Here is a 16,558-nt window from a genome sequence, read left to right on the forward strand (position 1 = left end):
GTTTACCTTTCCATCGATCGGTCGAACCCCCCGCAGCCGCGCCGGCCCGGCGCCGTGATCACTCAGGACGCAGCGCGGGATCCACTTCGACCTGCTCGCCCGGCGTCCACACGCCGTCCTGGACGGTCAGCACCGCCAGGATCGGCGACTGCAGGTTGCCGAACTCGTTCATGTCGAGGTTGCTCGAGGCCCCCTCGAAGTCGATGTCCTCGCCGTTGGCGAGCGCTTCCTTGCCCTCGGCGAAGGAGTACACCTTCTTGCCGGGCGCGCTGGCGACGTCGATGATCTTGCCGGCCACTTCGGGGCCGTTGGTGCTCTGGGCGGCCTCCATGGCCAGCGCGAACAGGACGTACTGGTCGTAGTTGTTGGCGTCGTACATGCCGGGTTCCGGCACGCCGCCGGTCGCGGCCTGGAAACGCTCCGCATACGACTTGTAGGCGGGGCTGTCGAGGTCGAAGGCGGTCAGCGCCGCGGTGAGCTGATCGGCGTTGGGCAGCGCCGCCACGTCGTCGGTGATCAGGTCCGGGGAGACGTAGATCGGCACGTCGTAACCGCGCCGGGCGATCTCGCGCAGGATCGGGATGCCCGCCTCCACACCGGTGCCCAGGTACAGCGCATCGGGCTGCCCCTCGAAGGCCTTGGCCACCTCGCTGTTGTAGGACGCGGCCTTGGGCTCGACGGTCACCGAGTTCACGGTGCCCCTGGCCCTGCGGAAGGCCTCGGTGGCCACCTCGGCCGGGCCGGACGCGCCCTCGGTGTTCTGCACGATCATGGCGAGGTTCTGCACGCCCGCGTCGCGGGCCACCTGGGCGATGATGATGCCGGCGTCGCTGTCGGAGGCCGCGACGCGGAAGGAGAACTTGCCGCCCTTGTCGTCGAGGAAGGTGGTCCCGCACGACGAGCAGATGTTGGGCAGCTGCCGCTGCTCGATCTGATCGAAAAGCGCTACCTGACCGTCGGATTCCAGGCTGCCGAGCACCGCGGCCTTGTTCACCGACGTCAGCTTGGAGAAGCCGGACACCGCCCCGTCGACCGTGGACCGGTTGTCCTCGGTGACCAGCACGACGTTGCGGTCCATGACGCCACCGGCGTCGTTGATCTCGTCGATGGCGATCTTGGCCGCGGCGATGGCCGGCGGGGTGAACGGCGCGTAGTTACCGGTGACCCCGATCAGCTGCCCGAAGACGATGTCACCCGATGACGAGGCCGCGCCCCCGTTCGACCCGCGGTCCGAGCCGTCGGCGCAGGAAGTCAGGGCCAGCGCGAGGGCCGCGCCGACCGCGATCCCGCGGCAACAGGATTTCAATTTCATTTCATGACCTCCGACACTGAGCTGATGCTGCGACCGTTCGTGACCGCGACCGTTTGCGGTGTGGCTGAGCGTACAATGGCATTGAAACTATGGCGCCTGGTTGCGTAACAACCACGTAAAACTCTGCTCCATGCCCTTGGAAGTTCAAACCGATTGAAAGGATAAGGCAGTGTGATTCAGATCGCAAGGGCCCGCGTCGTGTGGCTGAATCGACCTTACCGGCTGCGGCCACCGTACTATCTGTGACCTACCCAACACCGGCCTTTTGATCCGACTGAACAAGTTTCTCGGGCACAGACCGGCCGGCGATCGGGCGGCACCCAGCCCCCGGGCGCCGCCGCCGACTCGACTGTTGGTGCGGAGCAACACCTTTCGCCGGCCCGGATCGCCGTGTAAGCTACGCTGAAATTTCTGGCCCAATTTTCATTGCCATTGACAACTCGGGGGAGACACACGTGAGCGGTTCCGGAACAGGCGCGCTGCTGGGCGTTCAGGCGGCGTCGGAGTTGATGAACCGCGAACTCGGCACGCGCATTCGGCGAATCCGGACCGAACGCGGCCTCACCCTCGGCGACGTCGCGCAGAGCACCGGCCTGAGCGCATCGATGCTGTCCATGCTCGAGCGCGGGAAGACCGGTGTATCGGTGGGGTCCCTGGTCGCGGTGGCCTCCGCGCTGGGCGTCGCCATCGGTGATCTGTTCCAACCGACGCGATCACCGGAACTCTCGCTGGTGCGCTTCGATCAGCAGCAGGAGTTGAGCATCGGCCCCGGGATCAGCCGGCGCGTCATCCAACGCAGCCGCACGCACGGCCTCGAGGTCGCCATGTTGACGCTGGCCCCCGGCACTCACACCGGCGCCGAGCTGGTCCGACACGAAGGTCAGGAGATCGTGCTCGTGCAGGAGGGCACCCTGACGGTCGAGATCGCCGACAGCAGTAGCGAACTCGAGGTCGGTGACTCCATCCGCCTCAATGCGGAGGTACCGCACCGTTTCGTCAACCGCGGCAGTTGCCGGTCGCGAGTACTGCTGGTGGCGCAGGCAACATCTCAACCCCGAACCGGGCACTAGCCCAGAGAGTCCGAAAGGAACCGACCATGAGTCAGACAGTGCGCGGAGTGATTTCCAGGAAGAAGGGCGAGCCGGTGGAGCTCGTCGACATCGTGATCCCCGACCCGGGTCCCGGGGAGGTGGTCGTCGACATCATCGCCTGCGGGGTCTGCCACACCGACCTGACCTACCGCGAAGGCGGCATCAACGACGAATACCCCTTCCTGCTCGGCCACGAAGCCGCCGGCACCGTCGAAGCCATCGGCGACGACGTCACCAACGTCGCCATCGGCGACTTCGTCATCCTCAACTGGCGCGCGGTCTGCGGACAATGCCGGGCGTGTAAACGCGGCCGCCCGCACCTGTGTTTCGACACCCACAACGCCACCCAGAAAATGACCCTCACCGACGGCACCGAACTGACCCCGGCGCTGGGGATCGGGGCCTTCGCCGACAAAACCCTCGTCCACCAAGGCCAATGCACCAAGGTCGACTCCAACGCCGACCCGGCCGTGGCCGGCCTGCTGGGCTGCGGCGTGATGGCCGGCATCGGCGCCGCCATCAACACCGGCAACGTCAGCCGCGACGACACCGTGGCCGTCATCGGCTGCGGCGGCGTCGGCGATGCCGCCATCGCCGGAGCCGCCCTCGTCGGCGCCAAACGCATCATCGCCGTCGACACCGACACCACCAAACTCGACTGGGCCCGCGACTTCGGCGCCACCCACACCATCAACGCCCGCGAACTCGACCCCATCGAAACCATCCAGGACCTCACCGACGGCTTCGGCGCCGACGTCGTCATCGACGCCGTCGGGCGTCCCGAAACCTGGAAACAAGCCTTCTACGCCCGCGACCTGGCCGGCACCGTCGTCCTCGTCGGCGTCCCCACCCCCGACATGACCCTCGAAATGCCCCTGGTCGACTTCTTCTCCCGCGGCGGGTCGTTGAAGTCGTCCTGGTATGGCGACTGCCTCCCCGAACGCGACTTCCCCACCCTGGTCGACCTCTACCAACAAGGCCGCCTGCCCCTCGACAAATTCGTCACCGAACGCATCACCCTCGACCACGTCGAAGACGCCTTCCACAAAATGCACGCCGGCGAAGTCCTGCGCTCGGTGGTCGTTCTCTGAGACGGTGCGCATGGCCCGGGAGCAGTACACTGGCGTACCCGCTCCCCGATACACCCCGCCATGCGCACTGAATTCCACGAACGACTCGACGCCCTGACCACCGAGGCCAGCGCCATGTGCGCCCTCGCGGCCTCGGTGATGCGGCATGCGAATACGGCGTTGCTGCGGACCGACGAATTCGATTCGGCGGCAATGCAGTCGGAACTGTCCGACCTGCACGCCAGGAATCGGCATCTGGAGCGCTCCGCCCTGGTGACGTTGGCCTGCGAAGCGCCGGTGGCCAGCGATCTGCGCTTCGTGGTGACGGCGTTGCACATCGGCGCCGATGCCGACCGGATGGGCGATCTGGCCGACCACGTCGCGCGGGTGGTCGAACGTCGGCACCCCGAACCCGTCGTCACCGACGCCGTCAGCGGCTACTTCATCAAGATGGGCCGCAACGTCGTCGACCTGGCCGAGGCCGCGGCGGGGATGGTGCTCGACGGCGACACCGCGCGCGCCGATCAGATCCGCGAAACCGACGAGTTCGTCAACGAATTGCATCGGCGACTGTTCGCGGTGCTGATGAGCCCGGATTGGGACGGCGGCGTCCAGCGTGCCGTCGACCTGATCCTGCTGGGCCGGTTCTACGAGCGCTTCGGTGACCACGCGAAGGGCATTGCGAACCGAATTGTGTTCCGCACCACGGGAATCAGCCCGCTGCGGTCGGACACCGACTCCTAGCTGTCGACTCCTGGCGCTCAGCCGCAATCCCCCGCCGATGTTTAGCCCGGCGTGGATCGAGGAACCCGACCGCCAGCGAATCGACTCGCGGTTCGTCCACAATCCGCACCAGCGCGCTGGGAAGGAGTGCAATGGCTGACAACAGCGGTCCCCAGGAAGGGATCAAGGGCGTCGTCGAGGACGTCAAGGGAAAAGCAAAGGAAGCCGTCGGCACGGTCACCGGCCGTGATGACCTCACCGAAGAGGGCAAGGCTCAACAGGATAAGGCCGACGCCCAACGCGACGTCGCCGAGAAGGAAGCCGAGGCGGAATCGGCTCGCGGAGCGGCGAAAGCCGCTGAGAAGCGGCAAGAGGCCAACCAGTAGTTCGGCCCGCTCGGTACAGGCATCTGAAGGCCCGGCACATCGGCTGGGCCTTCAGTGCTGGCCGGGCCCCAGGTAGGGGGTAGAAGTGAGCGAGACGCCGACGCGCGACCCGGTCAACGCCGTGCTGAATTGGGTGCTGGCGCTGACGACGCTGCTGGGCGCCGCGGGCGTGGTCGTCCTGGCCTACGTGCAAGTGCTGGGGACCGCCGGCTGCGCCGATCCGGACTGCCCGCGGCCGGGCTTCGGCGAGGCCGGTTTCACCCTGATCGTCTACGGCGCGCCCGTCGTGGCGGCGGCCACCGTGGCGCTGTCCTTCCTGACCGCCCGCAAACGCAACGGGATCCTGGTGCCGATCGGCGGGTGGCTGCTGATCCTGCTGGCCTTTCTGATCCTGCTGATGACCTCGCCGCGATGAGTTTGCTGACCGTGCCGCCGCAATAGCAACCGAACTGTTATCCGTACTGTTCGACACCGGTATCGGTGCCCTCGGAGGCACCATTGCTACTCAGCAGTAACAGAGCTGTCGGAAAGGACCACTATCGTCGCGCCCATGGACGACCTTCGATACCTCGACCTGAACGGCGACCGGATCTCCTACTGGGATTCCGGGGACGCAGACCGGCCCGAGACCCTGCTGTTGATCCACGGCATGTCCGGCAGCGCTGCGGCCTGGCGCCACGTCGCGCCGTTGCTGGCGCAGCGGTATCGCGTCATCGCCCCCGACCTGTTGGGGCATGGCCACTCGGACAAGCCCCGCGGGGACTACTCGCTGGGGGCGTCGGCGGTATGGCTGCGGGACTTCCTGGACGCGGTGGGTGTCGCGCGCGTGACCGTCGTCGGGCAATCCCTGGGCGGCGGGATCGCCATGCAGTTCGCCCACCAGCACCGGGAGCGGTGCGACCGCGTGGTGCTCATCGGCAGCGGCGGTGTCGGCCCGGAACTGAACTGGCTGCTGCGGGTGCTGTCCACCCCCGGTGCGGAATACGTGCTGCCGGCCGTGACGCCCAAGCCTGTGTTGGATGCCGGCAATGTCGTGCGGGACTGGCTGACCGCGGCCGGTGTGCGCTCGCCGCGGGCGGCGCAGTTGTGGAACACCTACGCCAAGCTCTCCGATGCCGGCACCCGTCATGCGTTCCTGGGCACCCTGCGCTCGGCCGCCGACGCGCGGACCACAGGCGCCGTCAGTGCGCTGAACCGGCCGCAGTCCTCGGCGCAGATGCCGGTGCTGTTGGTGTGGGGCGAGCAGGACCGGGTCATGCCGGTCACGCAGGGCCACGCCGCGCACGAGGCCCTGACCAACAGCCGACTCGAGGTGTTGGCGGGGGTGGGTCACTCACCGCACGCCGAAGCCCCCGACCAGGTCGTCGACCTCATCGGGGACTTTCTCGCCACTACCGAGCGGCGTTCGGTGATGCTGACCCGCTGTTAGGCGTCGCTCAGAACGCGATGAACAGGATCTCGTCGCGCGAGTACTCGTGACCGGGGTGGTTCTCCGACAGGTGCTTCTGGGTCTTCTCGACCAGGTCGTCCTCGTCGGTGCCGACGATGGACTCGCCACACGGGCAGTTCAGGTGAGTCTTCATGCGTATGTGTCTACCTCACCGGAGCCATCTGCGGTAGACACGGAGTCGGCGTGGGCGAACATCGACAGAACGGTGATCCGACATGTGGGATTTCGAGACCGACCCCGAATACCAGGAAAAGCTGGACTGGGTCACCGAGTTCATGCGCACCGAGGTCGAACCGCTGGACTTCGTGGCGCTGGATCCCTACGACAAGAAGAACCCCGACGTGCTGGCGACGCTGCGGCCGCTGCAGCAGCAGGTTCGCGAGCGTGGCCTGTGGGCCGCGCATCTGACCTCGGAGTTGGGCGGGCAGGGTTACGGGCAGGTGAAACTGGCGCTGCTCAACGAGATTCTGGGCCGGTCCCGCTGGGCGCCGTCGGTGTTCGGCTGCCAGGCCCCGGATTCGGGCAACGCGGAGATCCTCGCGCTGTTCGGCACCGACGAGCAGAAGCGGCGCTACCTGCAACCGCTGCTCGACGGCGAGATCAGTTCCTGCTATTCGATGACCGAACCGCAGGGCGGCTCCGACCCCGGCCTGTTCGTCACCCGCGCCGAGCGGGACGGGCAGTCGTGGGTACTCAACGGCGAGAAGTGGTTTTCCTCCAACGCCCGCCACGCCAGCTTCTTCATCGTCATGGCGGTCACCAATCCCGAGGCGCGCACCCGCGACAAGATGTCGCTGTTCATCGTTCCCGCCGAGACCCCGGGGATCGAGATCGTCCGCAACGTCGGCGTCGGCACCGAGGGGTCAGGGTCCGCCGATCACGGCACCCACGGCTACGTGCGCTACACCGACGTGCGGGTGCCGCTGGATCATGTCCTCGGCGGGGAGGGGCAGGCGTTCGCCATCGCGCAGACGCGCCTGGGCGGCGGCCGGATCCACCACGCCATGCGCACCATCGCGATGGCCCGGCGCGCCTTCGACCTGATGTGTGAGCGCGCCGTGTCGCGGCAGACCCGCCAAGGGCCGCTGTCGAATTTCCAACTGACACAGGAGAAGATCGCCGACAGCTGGGTGCAGATCGAACAGTTCCGGCTGCTGGTGCTGCGCACGGCGTGGTTGATCGACAAGCATCAGGACTATCAGTTGGTGCGCCGCGACATCGCCGCGGTGAAGGTCGCGATGCCCCAGGTGCTGCACGACGTGGTGCAGCGGGCCATGCACCTGCACGGCGCGCTCGGGGTGTCCAACGAGATGCCGTTCGTCAAGATGATGGTGGCCGCGCAGTCGCTGGCGATCGCCGACGGGCCCACCGAGGTGCACAAGCTGACCCTCGCGCGCCGCACGCTCAAGGAGTACGAACCCGCCGACCCGGTGTTCGGGTCCGGCCACCTGCCGACCCGGCGCGCCGAGGCCCAGGCCCGCATCTCCCCTTAAGCGCGAGCCTTCCCCTCAGCGCGAGGGCGCGTGTTCCGGGCCGACACGCCGGGCAAGTTCCCGGGTCTGGGCACGCTCGTCGCGCGGTGTGCGCGCCGGTGTGCCACGCTTCTCGCCGACATGTCTGCACTCACCCCACCCCAGATCCGATGAACGCGGCCCTGCTGTTCCTCGCCGGAATCTGCGGCGGGCTCACGGGCAGCATCGCCGGACTGGCGTCGGTGGCCACCTATCCCGCGCTGTTGGCCGTCGGCCTGCCGCCGGTCACGGCCAACGTCACCAACACGGTCGCGGTGGTGTTCAACGGCATCGGCTCGGTCCTGGGTTCGCGCCCCGAACTCAAGGGGCAGGGCGCGTGGCTGTTGCGGGTCGGGCCCTTGGCCGCACTCGGCGGCGCGGCGGGCGCGCTGTTGCTGCTGTACACCCCGCCCGAGGGTTTCGAACGAAGCGTGCCGATCCTGCTCGGGGCCTCGGCGCTGGCGATCCTGCTCCCCCGACGCCAGCGCCCACCCGACGACAAACCGCGACGACGCCGGCGGGTGTTGATCCTCGAAGGCCTGGCCGTCCTCGCGATCACCGGGTACGCCGGCTACTTCGGCGCGGCGGCCGGGGTGCTGCTGCTCGCCCTGCTGCTGCGGGCCGGCGGCGCGACCCTGGCGCACGCGAACGCGTCGAAGAATGCGTTGATGGGCATCGCCAACCTGGTCGCGGCCATCCTGTTCGCGGTGCTGGCCCCGGTGGCGTGGGCGGCCGTGCTGCCGCTGGGCCTCGGTTGTCTGCTGGGCTCCCGCCTGGGCCCGGTGGTCGTGCGGCATGCGCCCGCGACCCCGATGCGTCTGCTGATCGGCGCGGCGGGCCTGGCCGTGGCCATCAAGATCGGGATCGACACCTACTGACGCGCGCGAGGGTGCGCAGTCCCGGCCGAACACTCGGTGTGTCGGCCGGGGACGCGCCCGTTCGCGGCAAAGGGGGTGCCCCCAGGCCGCTCGCGCCAGATCAGAAGATGTAGCGAAGGATGCTCTCGGCGACGCAGGCCGGCTTGCTGCCGCCCTCGATCTCGACGGTGGTGGACACCGTGAGCTGCAGGGCGCCGTCGCCGAGGTCCTCGGCCTTGACCAGCGTCGAGGTGGCGCGCACCTTGGCGCCCACGGGCACCGGCGACGGGAACCGAACCTTGTTCAGGCCGTAGTTGATTCCGAGCTTGACACCCTCCACCGCGAAGATGTCGTGCATCAGCACCGGCAGCAACGACAGCGTCATGTAGCCGTGCGCGATGGTGCTGCCGAACGGGCCGTCCTTGGCCTTCTCGGGGTCGACGTGGATCCACTGGTGATCGCCGGTGGCGTCGGCGAACAGGTTGACGGCGTCCTGGGTGATGACCTTCCAGTCGCTGGATCCGAGCTCTTCGCCCTGGGCGGCAACCAGTTCCGCTGCCGAGGTGAACTTCCGCATGCTGATTCCTTTCTAATTGGTTGTGCTACTTGATGTTTCACGGGAGGCGATGAGGCCCTCCTGGACGATCGTCGCGCAGACGCCGCCGTCGTCGCCGATCAGTTCGGCCGTCACCAGGCCGCGTCCACGGGAGGCCGCCGGCGACCGCGACTCCAGCAGGTTCCACCGGTCGGCGTGGATACGCCGGTGGAACCAGATCGCGGCATCCAGCGTGCCGCTGCGGTGGGTGCGGGCCTGCATCGAATGACCGTGCACTCGCAGCGCGGGGTCGATCATGTAGACGTCGGTGACGAACAGCATGGCGCAGGTGTGCAGCAGTGCATCCTCGGGCAGCGGAACCGTTGCGCGCCACCAGAGTCGGCGCACGAAGTCCGCGCCCGCACCCTCGTCGGCCACCCGGATGTCGAGTTCGTCGAGCGGCAGGCCGGGCGCCGTCCCGGCCGGGCCGGTGCGGTCGACTCGCTCCGGGTCGGGCCGGCCGTCGCGCACGCCGTGCTCCGGACCGGCCATCGCGCGGGAGAACGACACGCTCGCGACGGTGAGGATCTTGCCGCCCTGGCGCGCGACGACGCGACGGGTCATCACGGTGCGCCCGTCGTGGGTGCGTTCCACGCTGTACTCGGTGGGTTCGACGGGATCGCCGGTGCGCAGGAACTGCAGGTGCAGGCTGGTGGGCGCGATGTCATCGTCGAGCGTCAGGCTCGCGGCCGCCGACGCCAGCGACTGCGCGAGGAACTGCCCGCCGTAGGCCCGCTTACCGGCCGGCCCGTGCCCGCGGCCCACCCAGACGTCGGGGCCCGCCGGCTCCAGCTGCAGAACCTTCAGCAGCGCGCTCATCGCCGGTCGGCATCCGACGACGTTGCCACCACGCGGGATTCGAGTAGCCGGCCGAGCTCGTCGGCCCCCACGCTCTCGGCGAGCACCGCCTCGGTGTCGTCACCGAGTGCCGGCGCGGCGACGGCGGGGTTGTGCGCGCCGTCGATCATCAACGGCAGCCCGGGCGCCAGGTGCGCGCCGATGCGCGGCTGCTGCAACGTGGTGAACAGCGGATTCTCGGTCACCTTCGGGTCGGTGCCGGCCTCGGCGAACGTGCGGTAGCGCTCCCACAGGATCGAGGTGCCCGCCAGTGCGGCCGCGATCTGCTCGCCGGTGTGCTCGGCGAACCAGACGCTGAACAGTCCGGTCAGCGCGTCGCGGTGCCGGTAGCGCTGCCCCTCGTCGGTGAAGTCGGCGTCGAGCGCCTCGGCAAGGGCCGCAACGGCTTTGGTGGTGCCGGTCAGCTCGGTCAGGTCCCGGAAGTGCCGACCGGTCAGGGCCACCAGCATGAAGGAGACGCCGTCGCTGCTGGTGAAGTTGGCGCCGTACTGGCCGTAGAGCGAGTTGCCCAGGCGCTGGCGTTGCGAGCCGGTGATCATCGGCTCGGTGAGGAAGCCCATGTTGCCGGCCGTGGCCAGCGCGACGTCCTCGAGCGGCAACCGGATCCGAGTGCCCGCGCCGGTGGCGTCGCGGTGCCGCAGCGCGCTCACGATGCCCAGCGCGGCGTACAGGCCGCAGGCCAGGTCCCAGGCCGGCAGCACGTGGTTGACGGGCCCCGACTGGGTGGCCGGGCCGGTGACCAACGGGAAGCCCACCCCGGCGTTGACGGTGTAGTCCACCCCGGTGCCGCCGTCGGCGCGACCGGAGACCTCCAGATGGATCAGGTCGGGCCGGCGGGCCGCCAGCGCGTCGTACCCGTGCCAGTCCCGGCCGACGACGTTGGTGATCAGGATGCCGCCCCGCGGGCCGCCTTCGGCGATGAGCCGGGCGATCAACTCCTGACCGTCGGGGCTGCGCATATCGACGGCGACCGAGCGCTTGCCCTTGTTCAGCCCGGCCCAGTAGATGCTCTCGCCGTCGTCGGTCAGCGGCCAGCGGCGGTAGTCCGCGGCGCCGCCGATGGGGTCCACCCGGATCACCTCGGCACCGAGCTGGGCCAGCGTCATCCCGGCCAGCGGCACCGCCACGAAACTCGAGATCTCGACGATCCGAACCCCGGCCAGCGGAGTGGCCGAGCTCGACGTTCCGGTCATTGCGTGCCCTTTCTGGCCCGACGTCGTTTCGTCGTTAGTCAACCAGTACCGGAACGACGGCTGACATACCGGTGCTCCCGACGCCTATCCTTTCCTCGTGAGGTCTCGGATTGACGCGGCGATTGATCGGGCGCTCGATGCCCGTCAGCGGGAGGCCACCGAGGAGGTCGACCGGATCCTGTCGGCGGCGCTCGGGGTGATCGAGAAGACCGGCCCGGCCCCGCCGAAGGTCAGCGACATCGTCGCCGCGGCCGGCACCTCCAACGCCGCGTTCTACCGGTATTTCACCGGCAAGGACGAGCTGCTGCTGGCGGTGATGGAGCGCGGGGTCAACATCACCGCGGCCTATCTGGAGCGCGAGATGGCCGCCTCCGACGATCCCGTCGCGAAGATCCGGACCTGGATCATCGGGGCGCTGGGACAGGTCGGCGAGCCGCGCCGGACCGCGCGCAGCCGTGCGGTGCTCAGTCAGTTCAGCTCCGTGCCGGACGGGCAGATCACCGCCCCGATGCGCGACCTGCTGGTCCGCCCGCTGGGCGATCTGGGCTGCCCCGACCCGGCCCGGGACGCCGACGCGCTGTTCACCACGGTCAGCGGGGTGCTGCGGCGGCACGCGGCCGCCGAGACCCAGCCCGGCCGCGACGAGATCGACCATGTGGTGTCGTTCTGCCTCGCGGCCATCGACACCGACGGGACCCAGCGATGACCATCTCGCCGGCGCAGATGTCGCTCGACGGCCGGGTCGCGGTGGTCACCGGCGGCGGGGCCGGCATCGGTCGCGGCATCGCCGACGGGCTGCGCGCCTTCGGGGCGCAGGTCGCGATCTGGGAGCGCAACCCCGAAACCTGCGCGGCCGCAGCGGAGTCCATCGGCGCGCTCGGCCTAACCGTCGATGTCCGCGACGGCGAGCAGGTCGATGCGGCCCTGGCGCGCACCGCCGACGAGCTCGGCACCGTCACGATCCTGGTGAACAACGCCGGCGGGGTGTTCCACTCACCGCTGCTGGAGACCACCGAGAACGGTTGGGATGCGCTGTACCGCAGCAACCTTCGCCACGTCCTGCTGTGCACCCAGCGGGTGGCCCGGGCGATGGTCGCGGCCGGTCGACCCGGCAGCATCCTCAACGTGACCTCCATCGAGGGGGTGCGCGCCGCGCCCGGCTACGCCGCCTACTCCGCGGCGAAGGCCGGCGTCATCAACTACACCCGCACGGCCGCACTGGAATTGGCCCCGCACGGCATCCGGGTCAACGCCCTGGCACCGGACATCACGCTGACCGAGGGCCTCGCGGCGCTGGCCGACGAGGACCATTCGGAGCGGCTGGCGCAGGTCGTCCCGGCCGGCCGTCCCGGGCACGTCGACGACCTCGCCGGGGCCGCGGTGTTCCTGGCCTCCGACCTGGCCGGCTACATCACCGGGCAGACTCTGCACGTCGACGGCGGCACCCAGGCGTCCAGCGGGTGGTACCACCATCCGGACACCGGCGAGTACATCCTCGGACCGCGTTGAGATGCGGTTGCTGCTGATCTCCGACACGCACGTCCCGACCCGGGCCAAGGACCTGCCGGCCCCGGTGTGGGAGGAGGTCGATCGCGCCGAGGTCGTCATCCACGCCGGGGACTGGATGGCCCCGAGCCTGCTCGACGACCTCGAGGCCCGCGCCGCGCGCCTGATCGCGTGCTGGGGCAACAACGACGGCACCGACCTGCGGGCGCGCCTGCCCGAGCGGGCCGACGCCACCCTGGGTGGGGTGCGGTTCACCGTCACCCACGAGACCGGTGCGAGAGCCGGGCGCGAGGCGCGGATGTCGCGGCGCTACCCCGACACCGACGTGCTGGTCTTCGGCCACAGCCACATCCCGTGGGACACCACCTCGGCCACCGGGTTGCGGCTGCTCAACCCCGGCTCCCCCACCGACCGGCGCCGGCAGCCGCACTGCACCTACATGACGGCGACCGCCGCCGACGGCACGCTCTCCGACGTGCACCTGCACCGCCTGCCCTGAGCGATTTGGGTGCGCGCAGGCGCGCCCACCGCAACCAGGCGCACCCAAATCGATAGGCACTCAGGCGCGTTGAGCGGCAGCGATGAGTGCGGCCGTATACGGATGCTGGGGCGAGTGGAGCAATTCCGCGGTGCGTCCGTGCTCGACGACGCGCCCTTGCTGCATGACGACTACGCGTTGGCAAGCTCGCTCGACGAGAGCGAGGTCGTGGGTGATGTGCAGAATCGCTACTCCTGTGGAGTCGGCGAGATCGCGGATCAGGTCGACCATGTCGCGGCGCAGCGCCGCATCAAGCATCCGGGTGGGCTCGTCGGCAAGTACCAACCCGGGCCGGGTCACCAGCGCCCTGGCAAACGCGACGCGTTGCCGCTCTCCGCCGGAGAGCTGGTGCGGATACCGGGTGAGGTAGCGCGAATCTAGGCGAACGGCGGTCAAAGCATCGCCGGCTATTTCCCGGCGTTCCTCCCGGGTACCGATGCGGTGGATGACCAGCGGTTCGGCCACTATGTCAGCGACACGCAACGTGGGCGGCAGAGCCGCATAGGGGTTCTGGAACACCAGGTGCAACCGCCTTCGGTGGCGTCGAGCGACCCGCCGGGGCAGTCCAACGAGATCGACCCCGTCCAGCCGGATGCTCCCGGAGTCTGGCGTCACCAGTCCGGCGACAGCGCGAGCGACGGTCGACTTGCCGACACCAGATCCACCGACTAGACCCACCACTTCCCCCGCTGCGATCTCCAGATGGACGCTTTCGACGGCGCGAATCTCACCGAAGCTCACGCTCAACCCTGTGACATCCAGGGTAGGTGTCTGCGCCTCCATCACCGTGACGCTTCCGCAGTCGTCAGACGCGGCACCGCGTTAACCAGACCCCGGGTGTAGGGATGCGCGGGTTCGGCGAGTACTCGTGCGGCGGGGCCGACCTCGACGATTCGCCCGTCCTGCATCACCGCGATTCGGTCGGCGATCCGCTCGACGACATTCAGATCGTGCGACACGACCAACAACGCAAGATGCAGCCGGCGACGAAGTTCGTTGAGTAGTTCGAGCACCTCGACCTCGATGAGAGGGTCGAGCCCGCTTGTCGGTTCATCCGCGATCACCACGGCCGGGTCGTTGGCCAGCGCCATCGCGATCACGACGCGCTGGCACATGCCTCCGGAGAACTGGTGCGGGTACTTTCCAGCTCGCTGGGGGTCGAGCCCCACCAGTTCGAACAGCTCGTCAGCGCGGGCTCGCGCTGCGGCTCGCGGGACCGCTCGGTGCGCGCGGATAGCCTCAACGAGCTGGGCGCGAACGGTACGCACCGGGTTGAGCGCACTCATCGCCTCTTGCGGGACGAGCGCGATCCTGTCGCCGCGCAATGCTCGCAACTCGTCGCCCGAGAGTGTCGCCAGGTCCCGGCCCTGCACCGATACGGCGCCGCCGCTCAATGTCGCCGCCGGAGGCACCAAGCCGATTGCGGCTGCGGCGACGGTGGACTTGCCGCTTCCGGAGGCCCCGACCAAGCCCACCAACTCACCTGGGCCGACGGTGAGGCTCACTTCGTCCACGGCGGTGACCACACTCCGGTCCGACCGGTACTCGACCGTCAACTTGTCGATCGCCAGCGGCGGCGCATCCAGATTGGGAGGTTCCGCAGCGACGGCTACGGCCGATCGGGGCGGCACACGGTCGCGCAGCGACGGCCGGGCACGTTCCTCGAAGGCATAACCGAGCAGTGCGAACGCCATGACCGTGATCGCGATGGCGAGGCCCGGCGGGATTACCCACCACAACCACGCGTCGGTGAGGAACGCACTGCGGGCATGCGCGATGGAAAGCATGGCACCCCAACTTTTGGCCGTCGCGTCACCGAGTCCGAGGAAAGACAGCGATGCCTCCAGTAGGATTGCGGCCTTGGTCGCCAGGACGAATTGCGGCACCAGCAGCGGTGCAACTGCCGGTAAGACGTGTCGCGGCAAGACGTGACTCGCTCCGGCACCCATGGCGCGCAGCGCCTGGATATGGTCGTGTTCGCGCAGGGACAACACCTGCGCTCGCAACTCGCGCGCGACCCCCGCCCAGATCACGGCGCTGATGACGAGGATCTGGGTGATCAGGCCGGGTCCGGCGAACACCCCGATGACGATGGTCAGCGGCAGCACCGGCAGTGCCAACACCACGTCGACAAACCGCATCAATGCGGTATCGACCCAGCCGCGCAGATAGCCCGCGAGCAGCCCCACGGCCGCGCCGATGATCGTCGCCGCCAGGGCCGCAACGATTCCGACAAGCAACGAAATCCGCGAACCGTAGATCAGCTCGGACAGGAGATCGTGACCCACGTCGTTGGTGCCCAGCAAATGCTCGGCCGACGGGGACGCAAACGGGCGACCCACCCGATCGGATGGGTCGTAGGGGGCCAACAGCGGCGCCATAGCGGCGACCAACGCCAACACCCCCAGGATCGCAAGCCCCACTATCGCGAACCGTCGAGAGCTGTTGTTCCCCACGTCAACGGGGCCGCTCATGGCACCGCCACCCCAGACGCACGCTGTTCGGGCCGCACCCGGGGGTCGAGTATCGGATAGGTGAGGTCAGCCAGCACATTCGCCGCCACGATTCCGACTGTGATGACCAGGAAACCGCCTTGAAGCAGGGGGTAGTCCCTCGCTGTGACCGCATTGAACATCAACCGGCCGATACCCGGATAGGCAAACACCGTCTCGACGACGACACTGCCGGACAATAGGGCCCCCACCGCAAGGGTCACGTTGGTATACACCGGCAGCAACGCGTTACGCCATGCATGGCGGAGCACGATCCGCCGCTCGGAGAGGCCCTTTGCCCGGGCGAGGCGGACGAACGGCTCATCCAGGACGGTCACCATCGCAGCTCTGGCCAGCAGGAAGAACCCACCGAGCGTCGCCACCACCATGGTGGCCACCGGCAACACCATCCGAGCGGCCACGTCAGCAAACCACCCGATACCCCTGCCGTCGATCGCCGCGGCTCCGTAGGAGGGGAAGACGCCGAGTTGAACTGCGAATACTGCAACAAGGATCATGCCGATCCAGAAAGCCGGCATCGCGTCCACCAAGAGAACGGCGACGACTGCGCCGGCGTCACGTCGGGTGCCCCGCCGCCACGCTGCCCAGGCACCCAAGAGGTTGCCGATGAGGAAAGCCAGCAGGATCGATACGGCGGCCAGCGCAACGGTCCAAGGTAGGTAGTCCAGCAGGATGTCGACCACCGGTCGGTTGAACTCCACCGATGTGCCCAGGTCGCCCCGTACCAAATCGGCCCAGAACGCGCCGTACTGTTCGAGGATGGGCCGGTCCAACCCGTAGTTTGCGCGGAGTTCTTCCAACAGTTCCGGTGCCAGATCACCGTTCTCGCCGTAGAGGTAGACGATCGGATCGCCCTGGGAAAGATGTGGCAGGGCGAAATTCAGTGTGGCCGCGGCCCACAACACCAGCGCGTACTGGCCGATCCTCGCCAGTAGCCGGCCGGACTTCATCCCGC

Annotated in this window: 19 protein-coding genes; 11 read left to right on the forward strand and 8 right to left on the reverse strand. The window is 68.4% G+C overall.

The window, feature by feature from the left end:
* Positions 1-58 precede the first annotated feature (58 nt).
* Complete coding sequence (locus EL338_RS23115) at positions 59-1,312, reverse strand: ABC transporter substrate-binding protein (protein ID WP_126335870.1); 1,254 nt, start codon at positions 1,310-1,312, stop codon at positions 59-61.
* A 455-nt stretch (positions 1,313-1,767) separates the two neighbouring features.
* On the opposite strand from EL338_RS23115, the gene EL338_RS23120 reads away from it, so the two are divergent.
* The 6 genes from EL338_RS23120 to EL338_RS23145 all read left to right on the forward strand — a co-directional run bounded on the left by EL338_RS23120 (position 1,768) and on the right by EL338_RS23145 (position 6,011).
* Positions 1,768-2,382: a helix-turn-helix domain-containing protein gene (locus EL338_RS23120; protein ID WP_126335871.1), complete on the forward strand. Its 615-nt coding sequence runs from the start codon at positions 1,768-1,770 to the stop codon at positions 2,380-2,382.
* A 26-nt stretch (positions 2,383-2,408) separates the two neighbouring features.
* Positions 2,409-3,494 (forward strand): S-(hydroxymethyl)mycothiol dehydrogenase, encoded by a 1,086-nt coding sequence (locus EL338_RS23125; RefSeq protein WP_126335872.1) that lies wholly within the window; start codon positions 2,409-2,411, stop codon positions 3,492-3,494.
* A gap of 60 nt (positions 3,495-3,554) precedes the next feature.
* Positions 3,555-4,217, forward strand: coding sequence for a phosphate signaling complex protein PhoU (phoU, locus tag EL338_RS23130; RefSeq protein WP_126335873.1), 663 nt, complete (start codon positions 3,555-3,557; stop codon positions 4,215-4,217).
* Positions 4,218-4,348: 131 nt separating this feature from the next.
* Complete coding sequence (gene mbp1, locus EL338_RS23135; protein ID WP_126335874.1) at positions 4,349-4,582, forward strand: microaggregate-binding protein 1; 234 nt, start codon at positions 4,349-4,351, stop codon at positions 4,580-4,582.
* An 85-nt stretch (positions 4,583-4,667) separates the two neighbouring features.
* Positions 4,668-4,997, forward strand: a complete 330-nt coding sequence (locus tag EL338_RS23140) for a hypothetical protein (protein ID WP_235666262.1) — start codon at positions 4,668-4,670, stop codon at positions 4,995-4,997.
* Between the two features lie 135 nt (positions 4,998-5,132).
* Positions 5,133-6,011, forward strand: a complete 879-nt coding sequence (locus EL338_RS23145) for an alpha/beta fold hydrolase (RefSeq protein WP_126335875.1) — start codon at positions 5,133-5,135, stop codon at positions 6,009-6,011.
* A 7-nt stretch (positions 6,012-6,018) separates the two neighbouring features.
* On the opposite strand, the gene EL338_RS23150 is transcribed toward EL338_RS23145, so the two are convergent.
* Positions 6,019-6,165 carry a DUF1059 domain-containing protein gene (locus tag EL338_RS23150; RefSeq protein WP_068246931.1) on the reverse strand — a complete coding sequence of 49 codons (147 nt, stop codon included), beginning with the start codon at positions 6,163-6,165 and terminating at the stop codon, positions 6,019-6,021.
* A gap of 82 nt (positions 6,166-6,247) precedes the next feature.
* Between EL338_RS23150 and EL338_RS23155 the strand changes: the two genes are divergently transcribed.
* Positions 6,248-7,525 carry an acyl-CoA dehydrogenase family protein gene (locus EL338_RS23155; protein ID WP_126335876.1) on the forward strand — a complete coding sequence of 426 codons (1,278 nt, stop codon included), beginning with the start codon at positions 6,248-6,250 and terminating at the stop codon, positions 7,523-7,525.
* A 149-nt stretch (positions 7,526-7,674) separates the two neighbouring features.
* Positions 7,675-8,421 carry a sulfite exporter TauE/SafE family protein gene (locus EL338_RS23160; protein WP_126335877.1) on the forward strand — a complete coding sequence of 249 codons (747 nt, stop codon included), beginning with the start codon at positions 7,675-7,677 and terminating at the stop codon, positions 8,419-8,421.
* Between the two features lie 100 nt (positions 8,422-8,521).
* On the opposite strand, the gene EL338_RS23165 is transcribed toward EL338_RS23160, so the two are convergent.
* The 3 genes from EL338_RS23165 to EL338_RS23175 are packed head-to-tail and all read right to left on the reverse strand — an operon-like array spanning position 8,522 to position 11,046.
* Complete coding sequence (locus EL338_RS23165) at positions 8,522-8,977, reverse strand: MaoC family dehydratase (protein WP_126335878.1); 456 nt, start codon at positions 8,975-8,977, stop codon at positions 8,522-8,524.
* 12 nt (positions 8,978-8,989) lie between these two features.
* A complete protein-coding gene (locus EL338_RS23170; protein ID WP_126335879.1) occupies positions 8,990-9,814 on the reverse strand; it encodes an acyl-CoA thioesterase in 825 nt (274 codons plus the stop codon).
* Positions 9,811-11,046 (reverse strand): CoA transferase, encoded by a 1,236-nt coding sequence (locus tag EL338_RS23175; RefSeq protein ID WP_126335880.1) that lies wholly within the window; start codon positions 11,044-11,046, stop codon positions 9,811-9,813. The genes EL338_RS23170 and EL338_RS23175 overlap by 4 nt, the downstream gene beginning before the upstream one ends.
* A gap of 97 nt (positions 11,047-11,143) precedes the next feature.
* Here EL338_RS23175 and EL338_RS23180 point away from each other — a divergent pair, with 97 nt between their 5' ends.
* Genes EL338_RS23180 through EL338_RS23190 form a run of 3 tightly spaced genes read left to right on the forward strand, consistent with a single transcriptional unit; the run spans position 11,144 to position 13,051 of the window.
* Positions 11,144-11,752: a TetR/AcrR family transcriptional regulator gene (locus EL338_RS23180; protein WP_126335881.1), complete on the forward strand. Its 609-nt coding sequence runs from the start codon at positions 11,144-11,146 to the stop codon at positions 11,750-11,752.
* Positions 11,749-12,555 carry an SDR family NAD(P)-dependent oxidoreductase gene (locus EL338_RS23185; RefSeq protein ID WP_126335882.1) on the forward strand — a complete coding sequence of 269 codons (807 nt, stop codon included), beginning with the start codon at positions 11,749-11,751 and terminating at the stop codon, positions 12,553-12,555. The genes EL338_RS23180 and EL338_RS23185 overlap by 4 nt, the downstream gene beginning before the upstream one ends.
* A gap of 1 nt (position 12,556) precedes the next feature.
* A complete protein-coding gene (locus EL338_RS23190; protein ID WP_126335883.1) occupies positions 12,557-13,051 on the forward strand; it encodes a metallophosphoesterase family protein in 495 nt (164 codons plus the stop codon).
* Positions 13,052-13,111: 60 nt separating this feature from the next.
* On the opposite strand, the gene EL338_RS23195 is transcribed toward EL338_RS23190, so the two are convergent.
* From EL338_RS23195 to EL338_RS23205, 3 genes are read right to left on the reverse strand one after another with little or no spacing between them, the layout of a single operon-like run.
* Complete coding sequence (locus tag EL338_RS23195; RefSeq protein WP_126335884.1) at positions 13,112-13,873, reverse strand: ATP-binding cassette domain-containing protein; 762 nt, start codon at positions 13,871-13,873, stop codon at positions 13,112-13,114.
* Positions 13,873-15,564 carry a dipeptide/oligopeptide/nickel ABC transporter permease/ATP-binding protein gene (locus EL338_RS23200; protein WP_126335885.1) on the reverse strand — a complete coding sequence of 564 codons (1,692 nt, stop codon included), beginning with the start codon at positions 15,562-15,564 and terminating at the stop codon, positions 13,873-13,875. Before EL338_RS23200 ends, EL338_RS23195 begins: the two co-directional genes overlap by 1 nt.
* A complete protein-coding gene (locus EL338_RS23205) occupies positions 15,561-16,553 on the reverse strand; it encodes an ABC transporter permease (protein WP_126335886.1) in 993 nt (330 codons plus the stop codon). The genes EL338_RS23200 and EL338_RS23205 overlap by 4 nt, the downstream gene beginning before the upstream one ends.
* Positions 16,554-16,558 lie beyond the last annotated feature (5 nt).

Source organism: Mycolicibacterium chitae (assembly GCF_900637205.1).
Taxonomy (GTDB): Bacteria; Actinomycetota; Actinomycetes; order Mycobacteriales; family Mycobacteriaceae; genus Mycobacterium; species Mycobacterium chitae.